Below are 16,161 nucleotides of genomic sequence, written 5' to 3' on the forward strand. Positions count from 1 at the left end.
AAATTAAGAGTATGAAAAAGATTACCACATTGGTATTGCTATTGACAGTTGGCTTAATCAATGCACAAGCGTTCAAAGGAAAAGGAGATGTTAAATTTGATGTTGGAGGTAACTTTCAAAACGGAGGATCTGGAATTCGTGTTTCTTCTGATTTTGGAGTTGGAGAAAACATGTCATTCGGATTTGTCACTTCTTATTTGTTATCCGTTTCTAATGATGATTTAGGAAATAAACCTGATTTTGGAGACAGAGTAGATATTAAAGGAAGATTCAATGCAAATTTGGGAAATGTTTTTGAATTAGATCCAAAGATGGATCTTTACCCGGGATTGGATTTAGGTCTGAGAAATTTTGGTGCACATTTAGGTTTCCGTTATTTCTTTACGGAAGGTTTTGGTATTTTCACCGAAGCAGGAATTCCAATTGCCAGTTACAAAACAAATCCAATAGGTTTCGATAAATTAAATAACCAATTCACGTTTAACATTGGTGCTTCTTTCAATTTGTAGAACGATTACCCGCAACGTTTACGAAGCAATTTTTAATAAAAAAAGGCAATTTGAATATTTCAAATTGCCTTTTTTTATTTAATATATTTTGGTCCTACAAATCAAATTTGATTCCTTGTGCTAATGGTAATTGAGTTCCGTAGTTAATGGTGTTAGTTTGTCTTCTCATGTAGGCTTTCCAGGCATCGGAACCGGATTCACGTCCGCCACCAGTTTCTTTTTCACCGCCAAAAGCACCACCAATTTCTGCTCCCGAAGTCCCAATATTCACATTGGCAATTCCACAATCAGAACCCGATTGAGAAAGGAACAATTCCATTTCTCGCATGCTGTTTGTAAAAATAGAAGAAGAAAGTCCTTGTGGAACTCCGTTTTGCAATGCAATCGCCTCTTCAATTGTGCTGTATTTCATTACGTATAATATAGGCGCAAACGTTTCTGTTTGAACGATATCAAAATGGTTCTCCGCTTCAATGATGCAAGGCCGTACATAACAACCGCTTTCATATCCTTCACCTTCGACTAATCCGCCTTGAACAATTATTTTTCCACCTTCTTTTTTGGCGCTTTCAATTGCAGTCAAATACTCCTGAACAGCGCCTTTATCGATTAGTGGACCAACGTGATTATTCTCATCCAGTGGATTTCCAATTTGCAGCTGACCATAGGCATTTTTCAGTACACTGATGGTTTTATCATACACACTTTCGTGAATAATTAAACGTCTGGTTGATGTACAACGTTGCCCTGCTGTCCCTACTGCGCCAAAAACGGCTCCAACCAATACCATACTAATATCCGCATGTTCCGAAACGATAATCGCATTGTTTCCTCCTAATTCAAGGATGGTACTTCCGAAACGTTCTGCTACAGTTTTTGATACGTGACGCCCAATTCTTGTTGATCCCGTAAACGACACCAACGAAATTCTTTTGTCGTTATTGATTAAATCTCCAGATTCATTTCCTGTTACTAAACAACTAACGCCTTCAGGAACATTATTTCTTTTTAAAACAGTTTTGATAATATTCTGACAAGCAATTCCACACAACGGTACTTTTGAACTTGGTTTCCAAATGGCAACATCACCACAAACCCAGGCAATCATCGCATTCCAGCTCCAAACTGCTACCGGAAAATTAAATGCTGAAATGATTCCAACGGTTCCTATTGGATGGTATTGCTCATACATTCTGTGCAAAGGTCTTTCAGAGTGCATTGTTAATCCGTACAATTGACGGGATAATCCCACCGCAAAATCACAGATGTCAATCATTTCCTGTACTTCGCCATATCCTTCTTGAAGGCTTTTTCCCATTTCATACGAAACTAGTTTTCCAAGCGGTTCTTTGAATTTTCGTAATTCATCGCCCATCTGACGAACGATATCCCCTCTTTTTGGAGCTGGAACCATACGCCATTCCAGGAAAGCTTCCGAAGCTTTTTGCATTGCTTTTTCATAATCTTCTTTAGAAGACGTTTTTACTTTTCCAATTAAAGTTCCGTCTGCAGGTGAATAACTTTCGATGATTTTACCGTTTGCAAAATTAGTTGCTCCGGTTGATGTTCCTTCATTTATTTCGTCAATCCCTAATTGCTTAAGGGCTTCTTTGATTCCGAATTTATCTGCTATTGTTATCATTGTAACTTTTTTATTAAAAATTGTTATATTTTTTTACAAATATATTGATTTAACGTGAAATTCTAAACATTGCTACTTTTATTTATTATACTGTTCGCATAGAAAAATATCTTCGATAAGATTGCTCCGTTTGCGCCAGGAAAAAACTCATTAATAATAAATCTTGTTATGAGATTATAGCATGTGGCAATTACTTTCCTTTAATTTTATTTTAACCGGCGATCCATAAATTTCTCTTGCAGTGGCATCTTTTCGTGGATTTATTAAAGGCTAAAAGACGAAACGGATATGGAACACAAGCGAAGCGCCCTGATGAAGTAAAAAGCTCCTAAAATTATTTTTTGGCAACAAATCGTGGATCCGTTTCCATTTTGGTTCCACATTTCTCGCAGGTTCTCAACTTTTCTGAATTAAAGAAATATTCAAAATGAGGCAGAAAATCGTTCTCGATATTATGCAGTTCAAAATAAACATCATGCAACTTATGATTGCAATTATCGCAAAACCACATTAACCCATCGGTATATCCTTTTCCAACTCTTTTTCGCTCAATGACAAGGCCTATTGAACCTTCGGAACGCACTGGAGAATGCGGGATTTTAGCGGGATGAAGGTACATGTCACCGGCATGCAATTCCATTTCTTTACGCTCACCATCTTCTTGAATGATTACTTTAATGGAGCCTTCTAGCTGGTAAAACAATTCTTCGGTTTCGTTGTAATGATAATCTTTTCGGGCGTTTGGTCCCGCCACAATCATAACAATATAATCACCAGATTCTCTGTACAAATTTCTATTGCCAACAGGCGGTTTAAGAAGATGACGGTTTTCTTGAATCCATTTGTTGAGGTTGAAAGGTTTTGCTACTGCCATAATTTTGATTTTAATGTAAAGTTATGAAATAATAAATCGTTATTTTTTCTCCTTGATCAAATAAACATAGACGGGGAAGTGGTCGCTAAATCCTATTTCGGTGGTGGAATGGCGCAGGGGATATCCTTTATATTGTCCGCTGCTTTGTATCAAAAATGACTTGTTATAAATTCCGGCTTTCCAATATCTAAAACTTGAATAATCAGGTTTTAATAAGTTTGCTGAAACCATTATTTGGTCAAAAACATCCCAGGCATCCCGAAATGCGATGGTTCCAAATCCTTTTTTGGCTAGTTCTTCGAACGGATTATAAATTCCAAACGGAAGTACCTCCGTCTTTTTTGCTTTGGCACCAAGTCCTAATTTGACACTTTTATTATACGGTCCATCATTGAGATCACCCAAAATAATCACTTTTGCATTTGGATTTATCCGTTGCAAAGAATCAATTATTTTCCGGTTTAATGCTCCGGCGGCTTCCCGGAAAGGACTGGATTTTTTCTCACCACCAGAGCGGGATGGCCAGTGATTGACAATGATATTGATTTCCTCGCCATCTAGAAATCCCGTTACCAATAATTGATCTCGCGTGTAAACCCGATAATTTTTAGTGCTTATTTGCAGTTCATCATCTGTTTTTTCCTCGAAAGTGGCTTTGGAACTTTCAGTCTTCATTCCTCCTTCTTTATAAATATATAAGGGAACGTTTGCATAACTTGTAGGCTGAAATTTATTTTTCTGATACAACAGCGCCACATCGATTCCTCTTTTGTCTGGCGAATCAAAATGGACGATTCCGTAGTTTTTTTCGATTAATTTGGGTTGCTTGACTAAATCTTCCAAAACACCTCTGTTTTCTATCTCACAACCTCCTATAAATGTAGGTGCATCGGCGTTTTCAGCAGACCCGATTTCAGATAAGACGCGGGCTAAGTTCACCAGTTTTTTTTCGTACTTATCGAATGTCCAACGTTGCAACCCTTTTGGCGTCCATTCTTCATCAAAAGTGGCCGGGTCGTTTATGGTATCAAAAAGATTTTCGAAATTATAAAATGCAACGGTATGAATGACATATTTTTTTTGTTGCGCAGTCGATCTTGCAATTGGAAAAAATAAAAAAAGAACAGGAATCCAGCGCGTAATTCTCATAAGTTTCATTTATTTCCAGCGGTTTATCTGACTCGTTTTTGAATCTTGTTGTTGTAAAAATAGTCATTTGACCCTCAACTTAAAATTATTTTCAAATAGTCTATCTTTGTTTTTTGTCTTTTACAGACGCTATGATTCCAATTATTTTAGAAAAATCCTAAAACATGAATACAAACCGATTTACTTTTACGCCTCGCCTTCCTGTTTTATATAAATTTCTTTTCCTTATTTTTGTTTTACAATCTTTCAATAGCCAAGCCCAATCACAAATGATCACACCACCACAATTACAAAAAGGAGATACAATAGCTATTTTGGCAACAGCCAGAAAAAATACTGATAACAACTTGAAACCCGCCATCGATTTGTTGCAGAGTTGGGGACTGGAAGTTGTCATTGGCAGTACGATTGGCTTAGACTACAATCAATTAGCCGGGACTGACGAACAGCGTGCAGCCGATTTTCAGCAGCAACTGGACAACCCAAATATCAAAGCGATATGGTGCGTGAAAGGCGGATATGGAACCGTGCGTATAATTGATTTATTACATTTTACAAGGTTCAAAAAAAAACCAAAATGGATTGTTGGCTTCAGTGATGTCACCGTTTTACACAACCACTTGAATACTATGGGTTTTAAAACCATCCACGGTATCATGCCCATCACCGCTCCCAGAGCAACGCCGCAAGCCAAAGAAACACTACGAATTGCTTTATTTGGCGAAAAATTGTCGTACCAAATTGATTCTTTCTTGATGAATAGACCCGGAAAAGCTACTGGAGAATTAGTGGGCGGTAATTTATCGATTCTTTACAGTTTGTTCGGTTCTCCATCAGCGATTGATTGCACTGATAAAATCTTATTCCTGGAAGACTTAGATGAATATCTGTATCATATTGACCGAATGATGATGAATTTAAAACGGAATGGTTGTCTGGAAAGCATTAGAGGAATTGTTGTGGGTTCCATGACAAAAATGAAAGACAATGATATTCCTTGGGGCAAAAATGCAATTGAAATTATTGAGGATATCACAAAAAAATACAATATTCCAATCTTATATAATTTTCCTGCCGGTCATATTCAAGACAATAGAGCCTTAATTTTAGGAAACAATGTAACTCTTGATGTCAATGAAAAATTCAGTACGCTGGTTTTTGAATAAAGGCAATTTGAATTAAAATTACCGATTTTTGATTTCCTAAATTTGAAAACAGGAACAAGACACAGAAAACTTACTTCATGGCGGAACACAACGAACTTGGAAAACTTGGAGAAGAAATGGCGGTTGAATTTCTAAGGAAAGACGGCTATATTATTTTAGAAACTAACTGGACCTTCCAAAAAGCCGAAATAGATATTCTCGCCCAAAAAGAAAATACACTTGCCGTTATCGAAGTTAAAACACGCACTTCGTTAGAATTTGGTTTGCCTCAGGATTTTGTAAAACCAAAAAAAATCCGGCTTCTTGTGAAAGCAGTAGATGCCTTTGTTAACGAAAGAAATTTAGAAATGGATGTTCGTTTTGATATAATAGCCATACATAAAGAAGGTAAATCTTTTATAATTGAGCACCTTATCGATGCTTTTTATTATTTTTAATTCATTTTTTTTGAATGTTATATTTGTAACAAATTGTTTTTTATTTACATTTGCACTGTTTTTAACACACAATCTACCTTAACTTACAAATCTAACTAACTAAAAAAACTCAGAAATTATGAAAACTGTTTCTTCGATAGTAGAAAATTATATTAAAACTAAGCCCTTTCTGCTAAATGCTTTATCACTTGGAATCATCAATTTGACGTCATTATCTAGAAACATAATGACTGAATTAGAAAGTGAATTTGGCAAAGAAGTAAAACAAGGCGCTGTTGTAATGGCATTAAAAAGATTAACCGAAGAATTAGACTTTAGATTAAATCATAAGATCAATAAAGTAATAAAAAACATTGGAGAAATCACCGTTCGTTCCGCTTTGACTGACTATACCTTTGCCGCCTCTGACACCGTTCTAAACAAACAGGCCGATTTAATTACGGACATCAATTCATTTCCGGATATTTTTTACACGTCATCCCGTGGTGTGAATGAGACTAACATTGTGGTTAGTAATAGCATCACTCACTTAGTTGACAAGCATTTTGTTCATGAAAAATTGATTCAAAAACTAGACAATCTCGCTTCGATCACGGTAAAACTACCTAAAGAAAATATTGTCGTTCCAGGGATTTACTATTTCATTTTTCAGCGTTTGGCTTGGGAAGGAATCATCATCAATGAAGTGATTTCGACTTCAAATGAGTTCACCATTTTAGTAAGTGAAGACCAAGTGGATGTGGCTTTCAAAGTAATTAAAGATCTGAAAAATTAAAATAATACTCATTAGTGATTAATAAATCGTCGTCAGAGTAGTCTTAAATTCAAAAACAACAAATCCCTTTGTATAATTTAATTAAAATTATGATTAAAGGGATTTTGAATTTGTAGACTTTACCTTAAGTACTTAAAGTCATAAAAAAATAATTTATGCTAGAAACCAGCGCTGTAATACAATGCAATAAACAGTAACCTCAGAAATAAGCTTAACGCCATTTCAATATGTAATTTTGAAAAATTAATAAGACACGAATTTTAAAATTAAACTTTAGCTTTGCTAAAACAAAAACTAAGACAATGAATTTTCGATCCACACAAATGTCGCTAACACTTTCGATCACCAAAAAAATAGCTTTATTGCTGTTTGTGTGTGCAAGTCCGCTCTGGACACAGGCGCAAGTGATAACATCTCCAAACAAGAATCTTTCTTTTGAATTTGAACTTACTGCAAACGGAACACCTACTTATCAATTAAGTTACAAGGGAAAACCAGTTGTAAAACCGAGTACTTTAGGGCTAGAACTAAAAAATGCGCCATCGTTTATGGATGGTTTTAGTATTACGAATTCAGCACAAAAATCAGTTGATGATTCTTGGAACCCTATTATGGGGGAGGAAAAAACAATTCGTAACACTTACAACGAATTGGTCGTTACTTTGGCGCAAACCAAAAACAACAATCGATACATTCGCATTCGTTTCCGTTTGTTTAATGATGGTTTAGGCTTTCGATATGAATTTCCAAAACAAAATGATTTAAACTATTTTGTAATCAAGGAAGAACATTCTGAATTTCAATTGGCGGGAGATCATAAAATTTTCTGGATTCCGGGCGATTATGACACCAATGAATATGCCTATACCACATCGAAGATTTCCGAAATTCCTTCGTTGATGAAAAAAGCGACTATCGAAATCAATTCGCAATTTCCCATCAAAAATCTGGCGGTACAAACACCTTCCATGATGAAATCAACAGATGGACTTTACATCAACATTCACGAAGCGGCGCTGATCAATTATCCGGCAATGTCTTTGAACGTTGATGCAACTACTTTTAAAATGAGCAGTCATCTTACACCTGATGCCGTAGGAAGCAAAGGATACATGCAGACAGATGCGCAAACACCATGGAGAACTATTGTGGTAAGTGACAAAGCAACGGATATTTTGGCTTCAAAATTAATCTTAAACCTCAACGAACCTACTAGTTACAAAGATGTTTCTTGGATAAAACCCGTGAAATATATTGGCATTTGGTGGGAATATTTTGTCGCTGGAAAAAGCACTTGGGCTTATGGTAAAGAAACTAATGTAAAACTAAACCAGGATTTTACGAAGCTTACGCCAAATGGGAAACACGGCGCTACCACAGAACACGCTAAAGAATACATTGATTTTGCTGCTGCAAATGGTTTTGATGCCATTCTTATCGAAGGATGGAACATTGGTTGGGAAGATTGGATCAACAACTGGAAAGAAGAAGTTTTTGATTTTGTAACTGCTTATCCTGATTTTGATGTAAAAGCGGTACATTTATACGCTGCTTCCAAAGGAGTAAAAATCATCATGCACCATGAAACTTCAGGAGCGGCGACAAATTACGAGCGTCGCTTGGATCGTGCTTTCGAATTCATGAATGAAAACGGTTATGATGCTGTAAAAACTGGTTATGTAGGCCAGATTATTCCCCGCGGTGAACACCATGACGGACAATGGATGGTGAATCATTACATACACGTTGCCAATCGTGCTGCTGATTATAAAATAATGGTAAACAGTCACGAAGCAGTACGTCCTACTGGTTTAAATCGTACGTATCCAAACTGGATTGCACAGGAATCAGCGAGAGGATCTGAGTTTGAGGCTATGGGCGGACTAGCACCGGAACACACTACTATTTTACCTTTTACAAGATTGATGGGCGGACCAATGGATTATACGCCTGGTATTTTTCAAACGGATCTTACCTATTACAAAACTGGTGGAAATCAACGTGTGAATACGACTTTGGTCAAACAATTGGCGTATTACGTGACTATGTACAGTCCCATTCAAATGGCGGCGGATCTTCCGGAGAACTACAACCGTTTTCCAGATGCTTTTCAGTTTATAAAAGATGTTGCCGTAGACTGGGATAACAGTTATATCCTAGAAGCTGAGCCAGGAGATTATATAACTATTGCACGTAAAGCAAAAGGTAAAAATGAATGGTTTGTAGGTGGGATTACAGATGAAAATTCAAGAACAGCCACCGTTGTTTTTGATTATCTTCCAAAAGGTAAAAAATTCATCGCAACGATTTATGCTGATGCAAAAGATGCAAACTGGAATGAGAAACCACAAAACTATACCATTCGTAAAGTTGTTGTAACTTTCAAAAGTGTACTGAAACAATACATTGCTCCCGGTGGAGGAGTTGCAATAAGTATTAAAGAAGGAACTTTCTCTGAAATGAAAGGTCTGAGAAAGTTATAAAAACATATTTATTGAATAAAAAAAGGGGTTGGTTTTCAATAAACCAATCCCTTTTTTATGTTTAAATAATTAATTACAAATTGGCTCCGCCCGAAACTTCTATGCGTTGTCCATTTATCCATTTAGCATCGTCTGTACACAAAAAGGCGACTACGCTTCCTATATCATCTGGCAAACCCACACGTCCTACTGTTGACGAAGCAATAGATTTATTTAACTGTTCGTTATCCCGAACTGCACCTCCGCCAAAATCGGTTGCTATAGCACCCGGAGCCACTATATTAACTCTGATTTTTCTTTCTCCCAATTCTTTCGCTTGGTATTTAGTCAATGTCTCCATCGCTCCTTTCATACTTGCATAGGCAGAATATCCTAAAAATGAAAAACGGGTCAATCCTGACGAAATATTTACAATTCCACCTCCATTATTTATCACTTCCAATGCTTTTTGAGTCAGAAAAAAAGGTCCTTTAAATTGGATATTTACCATATTATCAAATTGGGCGGTAGTAGTATTCGAAAAACTTTCGTGAAGGCCAATACCCGCATTGTTAATTAAAAAATCAATTTTCTCGGCCCCAAAAGTGCTTTTTAAAGTGCTCGCCACATTTTGGAAAAACAAATTAAAACTACTCACTTCAGCAACATTTAATTGAATGACAGCGGATTTTTGCCCCATTTTTTTAATTTCGGTTACAACATCGTCAGCTTCGTCTTTTTTGCTATTGTAGGTTAGGATTACATCAAGCCCTTTTTTGGCAAGATTCAAAGCCATGTCTTTTCCTAATCCACGGCTTCCTCCGGTTACTACTGCTATTTTATTGCTTATTAATTCCATCAGTATTTGTTTTAAATTGTTAATAAAAAGATAGTAAAGAGTAGCACAAGCAAATTGTAAAATCGATGTTGACGAAATATAAATCAATCTATTTGTTAAGAAAAGACATCGGAGTTAACTTGCTTTTTTTTGAAAAAACTAGAAAAATGACTCTAGCAGTCCTCAATTGTGGTGATTCTCCAAAGTGTACTAGCTCCCACACATAATTCTGAATCAAATCATATTTATACACTAAATCAGAATTGATTTTTTTTAGAATTTTTTCAATATAAAATCAATTCCTGTTGCCTCTTAAGTAAGATATTCAAAAAAAAGCGCAGCCTAATGATTCACAAACCGGAAGTTCTTCAATTTAAATTTCTTTTAAAATTTTCGATGCGAATAATGCATTCAGTTCCGCTACAGAGTCTCCAAAGATTTCAAGATAAAAGGTATCTCTTAATTTAAATTTCATTTGGATAGAAGTGGTAAAAATCAAATATAAAAAAGCAAAACTTTTGCTTTTTTTTTACTGCCCACCTAACAACTCCATCAATTCCAATGCTTTTCTGGTATTTTTCACATTGTCAAAAGTCAATAAAAACCTTAATTCAGCGGGCGTTTGTTTTTCTTTCATTTTGCAAATAGAACTGTGTTTTTGAACAAACTGCAAAACATCCTGAAAACGATTCGACTGGTAATGACTTCACCATTTTAGTAAGTGAAGACCAAGTGGAAGTGGCTTTAAAAGTAATTAAGGATTTGAAGAATTAGAATTCGCCCCGCCGTCCGACGGAGGCAGAGATTAAATGTTAAAATATTTAATGTACTTACATTACTGAATAACTTCGTACTTCTCTCTCAAAAACTACATCATTATTAATGCTTTTCATTTTGTATTCAGATTGTAAAATGTAAATGAAGGTAAAAGTTAGCGTGAAATTTTTATATAAAAAATTAAAAGAAAAAACTTATATTTATGAATTATAAATAATTTCAAAATTGAAAAAATTGACTCTATTTTTTTTGCTAACATTTCAAATGCTGTTTTCACAAGAAATAGCAGTAAAAGGTCAAGCATTTAATTCAGGAGAATTTAATGATCGAGTCGTTTATATTATTAAAAATGACACTATAAATAAATTAAGAAAACATAGTAAATCCTTATATACGTATTGGAAAGAGCATTCAAAATTTAAGAATAGAAATGACGATTCCTATTTAGAGTTTATTAAATGCTCAAAGGTTCTTGAGCGATTATTAAATGATAGAAATTATAGAACAAAAACAGATAATTTAGGTAATTTTGAAATAAATGCTAAATTTTCGGATTCCCTATTTTTTGAATCTGAATACCATACCACAAAAAAATACTGGTTAATGATTTAGTCAAGAAGAAAAAAAATACTATTAAATTAGAATTAGAACCCTGTGAAGTTTGGCCTCAACATACAGAAAAGCCAACAAAACTATATGTATTTATAGGCAAGAAAATTAAAGCTTGGATTTCTCCTTCTAGTTATTGCAATTCCTTTGCCCTAGATTCTAGAACTTTATCAAAATATTTAGTAGTTAAAAATATCTATGGTAATTTTAAAAAAGACACTATTCAATTTACATCTTACATACACTCATCTCCATTTGAACAAAATTACATTCCATTTAAGACTAGTTTTCTTGAATATGATTATTGTTTATTCTATGTGCTAGAATTCAAAGAAGAATTAATTCAAATAAAATATTTATTTGATGATGTTTATATGACAAAAGAAGGAAGGTGGGCATCGCCATCAAAACCTAAAGGACTTTATAATACAATCTCTCCCGATTCCTTTAAACCAAAGAAAATAAGTTTCACAAAGCCAATTGAATTCGAATATGAAGATAGGTTTTATGAAGAAATATATCAAAGTTTTCCAGCTGCTCACAACACAGTAAGCGATGGGAAAATTACAATTAACGAGGGCTATTATGTAGAAGATCTATTTGAAATTAGAAAAGTAGGAAAATTAAAAGAGTATAATTATTTAATCAAATAATCATACTCTTTATCTTTATTCACCACCTAACAACTCCATCAATTCCAATGCTTTTCTGGTATTTTTCACATTGTCAAAAGTCAATAAAAGTCGTAATCCAGCTGGCGTTTGTTTTTCTTTCATTTTGCAGATAGAACTGTGTTTTTGAACAAACTGCAAAACATCCTGAAAACGTTTCGACTGGTAATAATTCGATTGTTGATCGGACACAAAGTAGCCAATCATCTTACCTTGTTTCATTACCAATTTCTCGATTCCTACTCGGGTCGCAATCCATTTTATTCGAATGCTATTCATCAAAGCGTTGGCTCGTGGTGGCATAGGACCAAAACGGTCAATCAATTTATTCTGAAAAATGATCAATTCTTCTTCATTTTTAACGCTTCCTAGTTCATTGTACAAACTCAATCGTTCCGAAACGTTATTGATATATTCGTCAGAAAACAACAACTCAAAATCCGTGTCGATTTGCAGGTCTTTTACATATTCTTTGGTTTCCAAATTGTTTTCCTGCGGATACAAATCTTTGAATTCATTTTCTTTTAGTTCGTCAAGGGCTTCGTTCATGATTTTTTGATAAGTATCAAAACCAATCTCGTTGATAAAACCACTTTGCTCGCCTCCCAATAAATCTCCTGCACCACGAATCTCTAAATCCTTCATCGCAATGTTAAAACCACTTCCCAATTCACTAAATTGTTCCAAAGCCTGTATTCTTTTCCTCGCATCATCCGTCATCGCAGAATACGGCGGACAAATAAAATAGCAAAACGCTTTCTTGTTGCTACGCCCTACCCGACCGCGCATTTGATGCAAATCAGATAATCCGAAATTATTCGCATTATTAATGAAAATCGTATTGGCATTGGGAACGTCCAAACCGCTTTCGATAATGGTCGTTGCCACCAAAACATCGAATTCTCCGTTCATAAAAGCCAGCATCAATTCTTCCAGTTTTCTGCCTTCCATCTGGCCGTGACCAATTCCCACTCTGGCATTTGGAACCAAACGTTGAATCATTCCGGCCACTTCTTTGATGTTCTCGATGCGATTATTGATAAAGAAAACCTGTCCGTTGCGTTGAATTTCGTACGAAATCGCATCCCGAATCAATTCTTCACTAAAACCGACTACATTCGTTTCTATAGGATAACGATTAGGCGGTGGTGTTGTAATTACGGATAAATCACGAGCAGCCATTAATGAAAATTGTAATGTACGTGGTATTGGCGTGGCCGTCAAGGTCAATGTATCAACATTGGCGGCGATCGTTTTCAGTTTGTCTTTTACATTGACTCCAAATTTTTGTTCCTCATCCACAATCAACAACCCAAGGTCTTTGAAAACTACATTTTTGTTTACTAGTTGGTGTGTTCCAATAACAATATCTAGTTTTCCTTCAGCTAATAATTTTAGTGTTTCCGCTTTTTGTTTGGCCGTTCTAAAACGGTTTAAATAGCCAACGGAAACCGGCATATCTTTTAATCGTTCTGTAAAAGTTCTGTAATGCTGGTATGCCAAAATAGTAGTAGGAACCAGAATTGCAACTTGTTTGCTGTTGTCCACCGCTTTGAAAGCCGCACGAATAGCGACTTCGGTTTTTCCAAAACCCACATCACCACAAACCAGTCGATCCATCGGGCGATCACTTTCCATATCCGCTTTTACTTCTGCCGTTGATTTGGTTTGATCCGGCGTATCTTCGTAAATGAAGGAACTTTCCAGTTCGTTTTGCAAATAACTGTCGGGGGCAAACTGGAATCCTTTTTCCAATCGCCGCTTGGCATACAACTGAATCAAATTGAAGGCGACATGCTTAACGCGCGCCTTCGTTTTTTGTTTTAAAATCTTCCAGGCATTCGAACCCAATTTGTAAATTTTGGGTGGCGTTCCGTCTTTTCCGTTGTATTTTGAGATTTTGTGCAGCGAGTGAATACTCACATACACAATATCATTATCAGCATAAACAAGTTTGATTGCTTCTTGCGTTTTATTTTCGACTTGTATTTTTTGTAATCCCCCAAAACGTCCAATTCCGTGGTCAATATGCGTCACATAATCGCCAACAGATAATGTCGTGAGTTCTTTTAAGGTAATATTCTGTTTTTTTGAATAGCCATTTTTGATGCTGAATTTATGATAGCGCTCAAAAATTTGATGATCAGTGTAACAAGTGATTTGGTTTTCCTCGTCTATAAATCCTTGGTACAAAGGCAAAACAATCGTGTTATACTGCTTGCGGATATTCTCAGAATTGGCTTCATCCAAGGTTTCAAAAATATCATGAAATCGCTTGGCTTGAGTATCATTGGAACAAAACAAATAGTTTTTGTAGCCATTGAAATGATTCTCATTCAGATTATTTAGTAACAAATCAAACTGTTTGTTGAACGACGGCTGTGGCTGAATGTGGTATTCAAATTTTTTAGTGGTTCTAAAAATAGCTTTCGAACTGAATTCCACAATCGAGAAATCCAACGCTCTTTTTATAAACTCCTTTTGATTCAAGAATAATTCTTCCGGTTTCGAACGTTTTATTTCCTGTGACAATTTAGCGAAAGCTTCTTCGGCTTTACCAAATTGCTTGTCTAACTGTGATAAAAAATCTTCGGTATTCTGGATAAAAAGTACCGTTTTCTCCGATATATAATCCAAGAAACTCTCTCGATTTTCCTGAAAAACTTTGTTCTCCACATTTGGAATTATCGTGATTTTTTGTTGTTGCAAAATCGATAATTGCGTCGCTACATCAAAACTCCGAATACTCTCCACTTGGTCACCAAAAAACTCAATTCGATACGGATTGTCATTCGAAAAAGAAAACACATCGACAATTCCTCCACGAACCGAAAATTCTCCGGGTTCCGTAATGAAATCAACCCTTTTAAATTCATATTCGAACAAAACTTCGTTGATAAAATCGATAGAAATTTTGTCTCCAACACTTACTTTCAAGGTGTTTTTGTCCAATTCTTTTCGGGTTACCACTTTCTCGAATAATGCTTCGGGATACGTGACAATAACGGCTGGTTTTTTGCGGGAATTGATTCGATTGAGGACTTCGGCGCGAAGCAAAACATTGGCATTATCGGTGTCTTCAATTTGGTACGGACGACGATACGAACCGGGATAAAACAGCACATCTTGTTCGCCAATCATTTGTTCTAAATCGTTCAAGTAGTATGCGGCTTCTTCTTTGTTATTTAAAACAATTAAAAAAGGAAGCTCCGATTGTTTAAAAACAGAACGAATTACAAACGAAACTGCAGAACCCAAAAGTCCCGACAGCTGTATTTTTACTTGATTATTTTCCAATAAACGAGCAACTATTTGCTGTGTTTTTGGCGCATTATCGTAGGTGCTGTATAGGAATTTTTTACTCAACGCGTGGGATATTTGGATCTATAACTGGTGTATTGGGAATGGCTCTTGCCGTATCCATCATTCTCCTTAATTCAGATTCACCTTCCTCAATAGGGATTCTACTTTTCTCCACAATTTTGTCCATTTGTCTTTGAAGTGAAACCAATTCCAAGTTGATTTCTGAAACTAATAAGGTTACTTTTTTATCCGGAATGTTATCCAAATGAATGAATAAATCCAACAATCTAACTTTAGTAATCAAAGTCGAAATTCTGCTTTTTATTTGAGGTTTGTTGTATTCATAAGGAATATTGTCGTTTAATGCCATCACTTTTTTAGAAAGGGATTTTGATTTTTGTTGAAATGCTCCAATTGTTTTTTTGGGTTTTTGCGTTAATTCAGCCAAAAAAATGCGCCATTCGTTCCAAGTGGCGATACTTTTCTCCGACGCCTCCGTTACCGGCGTGTCATAAAAAACCCAGCCTTTCTCTACGTTTTTAAAAATGACTTCTCTTTTTTGCATCTCCTTTTTATTTTCGGCCATGCGTTTTTGATTGTCATTTTTACAGGACAACAACAGAAAAACCAAAGAAAAGAAAACTATTATTTTATATTTCATGTGTCGCGATTTATCCTTTTTTAATGATTGCATGTAATTCACATACGGTCTTGATTTTATAAACGAAAACCAGTTACGCTCCTTTCAAAAATCATTATTAATTGCCGTACAAAGTTACAAAGTAAATTTACAATTACGAATTACAGCATCGGAATAACAATCTAATATTCTTGAAGCTATTTTTAAGTTTAAAAATTTAAAAATTAAGAAACTCTGCCGCATATTAAATACCATTTTAAGAAAATTATACTATTTTTATCAAAATAATGGTATTTACGAAAACGTTAC

At 35.4% G+C, this 16,161-nt stretch carries 13 protein-coding genes; 7 read left to right on the forward strand and 6 right to left on the reverse strand.

The window, feature by feature from the left end; translation table 11 throughout:
* The first annotated feature begins 11 nt into the window (after window positions 1-11).
* Complete coding sequence (locus tag ACNQGJ_RS00955; RefSeq protein ID WP_417970980.1) at window positions 12-509, forward strand: DUF6646 family protein; 498 nt, start codon at window positions 12-14, stop codon at window positions 507-509.
* 94 nt (window positions 510-603) lie between these two features.
* Here the strand turns inward: ACNQGJ_RS00955 and amaB are convergent, their stop codons facing one another.
* The 3 genes from amaB to ACNQGJ_RS00970 form a co-directional block, all read right to left on the reverse strand.
* Window positions 604-2,151 (reverse strand): L-piperidine-6-carboxylate dehydrogenase, encoded by a 1,548-nt coding sequence (gene amaB, locus ACNQGJ_RS00960; RefSeq protein ID WP_417970978.1) that lies wholly within the window; start codon window positions 2,149-2,151, stop codon window positions 604-606.
* Between the two features lie 334 nt (window positions 2,152-2,485).
* The gene (locus tag ACNQGJ_RS00965) at window positions 2,486-3,025 is read right to left on the reverse strand and encodes a 3-hydroxyanthranilate 3,4-dioxygenase (protein WP_417970976.1); all 540 of its coding nucleotides are present in this window, start codon (window positions 3,023-3,025) and stop codon (window positions 2,486-2,488) included.
* Between the two features lie 39 nt (window positions 3,026-3,064).
* Window positions 3,065-4,174, reverse strand: coding sequence for an endonuclease/exonuclease/phosphatase family protein (locus ACNQGJ_RS00970; protein WP_417970974.1), 1,110 nt, complete (start codon window positions 4,172-4,174; stop codon window positions 3,065-3,067).
* A 164-nt stretch (window positions 4,175-4,338) separates the two neighbouring features.
* Here ACNQGJ_RS00970 and ACNQGJ_RS00975 point away from each other — a divergent pair, with 164 nt between their 5' ends.
* From ACNQGJ_RS00975 to ACNQGJ_RS00990, 4 genes are all read left to right on the forward strand, one after another.
* Window positions 4,339-5,340: a S66 peptidase family protein gene (locus tag ACNQGJ_RS00975; protein WP_417970973.1), complete on the forward strand. Its 1,002-nt coding sequence runs from the start codon at window positions 4,339-4,341 to the stop codon at window positions 5,338-5,340.
* Between the two features lie 77 nt (window positions 5,341-5,417).
* A complete protein-coding gene (locus ACNQGJ_RS00980) occupies window positions 5,418-5,777 on the forward strand; it encodes a YraN family protein (protein ID WP_417970971.1) in 360 nt (119 codons plus the stop codon).
* A 118-nt stretch (window positions 5,778-5,895) separates the two neighbouring features.
* Complete coding sequence (locus ACNQGJ_RS00985) at window positions 5,896-6,552, forward strand: aspartate kinase (protein WP_417970969.1); 657 nt, start codon at window positions 5,896-5,898, stop codon at window positions 6,550-6,552.
* A 302-nt stretch (window positions 6,553-6,854) separates the two neighbouring features.
* On the forward strand, window positions 6,855-9,035 hold the full coding sequence (locus ACNQGJ_RS00990; RefSeq protein ID WP_417970967.1) for a glycoside hydrolase family 97 protein: 2,181 nt from the start codon (window positions 6,855-6,857) through the stop codon (window positions 9,033-9,035).
* 73 nt (window positions 9,036-9,108) lie between these two features.
* Here the strand turns inward: ACNQGJ_RS00990 and ACNQGJ_RS00995 are convergent, their stop codons facing one another.
* Window positions 9,109-9,873, reverse strand: coding sequence for an SDR family NAD(P)-dependent oxidoreductase (locus ACNQGJ_RS00995; RefSeq protein ID WP_417970965.1), 765 nt, complete (start codon window positions 9,871-9,873; stop codon window positions 9,109-9,111).
* Window positions 9,874-10,854: 981 nt separating this feature from the next.
* On the opposite strand from ACNQGJ_RS00995, the gene ACNQGJ_RS01000 reads away from it, so the two are divergent.
* Window positions 10,855-11,241 carry a hypothetical protein gene (locus ACNQGJ_RS01000; RefSeq protein WP_417980296.1) on the forward strand — a complete coding sequence of 129 codons (387 nt, stop codon included), beginning with the start codon at window positions 10,855-10,857 and terminating at the stop codon, window positions 11,239-11,241.
* Between the two features lie 371 nt (window positions 11,242-11,612).
* Window positions 11,613-11,891: a hypothetical protein gene (locus ACNQGJ_RS01005; protein WP_417970961.1), complete on the forward strand. Its 279-nt coding sequence runs from the start codon at window positions 11,613-11,615 to the stop codon at window positions 11,889-11,891.
* Between the two features lie 15 nt (window positions 11,892-11,906).
* Here ACNQGJ_RS01005 and mfd read toward each other — a convergent pair whose 3' ends face one another.
* Window positions 11,907-15,275 (reverse strand): transcription-repair coupling factor, encoded by a 3,369-nt coding sequence (gene mfd, locus ACNQGJ_RS01010; RefSeq protein WP_417970959.1) that lies wholly within the window; start codon window positions 15,273-15,275, stop codon window positions 11,907-11,909.
* On the reverse strand, window positions 15,268-15,873 hold the full coding sequence (locus ACNQGJ_RS01015; protein WP_417970957.1) for a hypothetical protein: 606 nt from the start codon (window positions 15,871-15,873) through the stop codon (window positions 15,268-15,270). The genes mfd and ACNQGJ_RS01015 overlap by 8 nt, the downstream gene beginning before the upstream one ends.
* Window positions 15,874-16,161 lie beyond the last annotated feature (288 nt).

The organism is Flavobacterium cryophilum (assembly GCF_048286555.1).
Lineage (GTDB): Bacteria > Bacteroidota > Bacteroidia > Flavobacteriales > Flavobacteriaceae > Flavobacterium.

Excerpts from the sequence above, each read along its gene's own strand:
- ACNQGJ_RS00955 (WP_417970980.1), top strand. The coding sequence starts at position 12 with ATGAAAAAGATTACCACATTGGTATTGCTATTGACAGTTGGCTTAATC.
- amaB (WP_417970978.1), bottom strand. The coding sequence starts at position 2,151 with ATGATAACAATAGCAGATAAATTCGGAATCAAAGAAGCCCTTAAGCAA.
- ACNQGJ_RS00965 (WP_417970976.1), bottom strand. The coding sequence starts at position 3,025 with ATGGCAGTAGCAAAACCTTTCAACCTCAACAAATGGATTCAAGAAAAC.
- ACNQGJ_RS00970 (WP_417970974.1), bottom strand. The coding sequence starts at position 4,174 with ATGAGAATTACGCGCTGGATTCCTGTTCTTTTTTTATTTTTTCCAATT.
- ACNQGJ_RS00975 (WP_417970973.1), top strand. The coding sequence starts at position 4,339 with ATGAATACAAACCGATTTACTTTTACGCCTCGCCTTCCTGTTTTATAT.
- ACNQGJ_RS00980 (WP_417970971.1), top strand. The coding sequence starts at position 5,418 with ATGGCGGAACACAACGAACTTGGAAAACTTGGAGAAGAAATGGCGGTT.
- ACNQGJ_RS00985 (WP_417970969.1), top strand. The coding sequence starts at position 5,896 with ATGAAAACTGTTTCTTCGATAGTAGAAAATTATATTAAAACTAAGCCC.
- ACNQGJ_RS00990 (WP_417970967.1), top strand. The coding sequence starts at position 6,855 with ATGAATTTTCGATCCACACAAATGTCGCTAACACTTTCGATCACCAAA.
- ACNQGJ_RS00995 (WP_417970965.1), bottom strand. The coding sequence starts at position 9,873 with ATGGAATTAATAAGCAATAAAATAGCAGTAGTAACCGGAGGAAGCCGT.
- ACNQGJ_RS01005 (WP_417970961.1), top strand. The coding sequence starts at position 11,613 with ATGACAAAAGAAGGAAGGTGGGCATCGCCATCAAAACCTAAAGGACTT.
- ACNQGJ_RS01015 (WP_417970957.1), bottom strand. The coding sequence starts at position 15,873 with ATGAAATATAAAATAATAGTTTTCTTTTCTTTGGTTTTTCTGTTGTTG.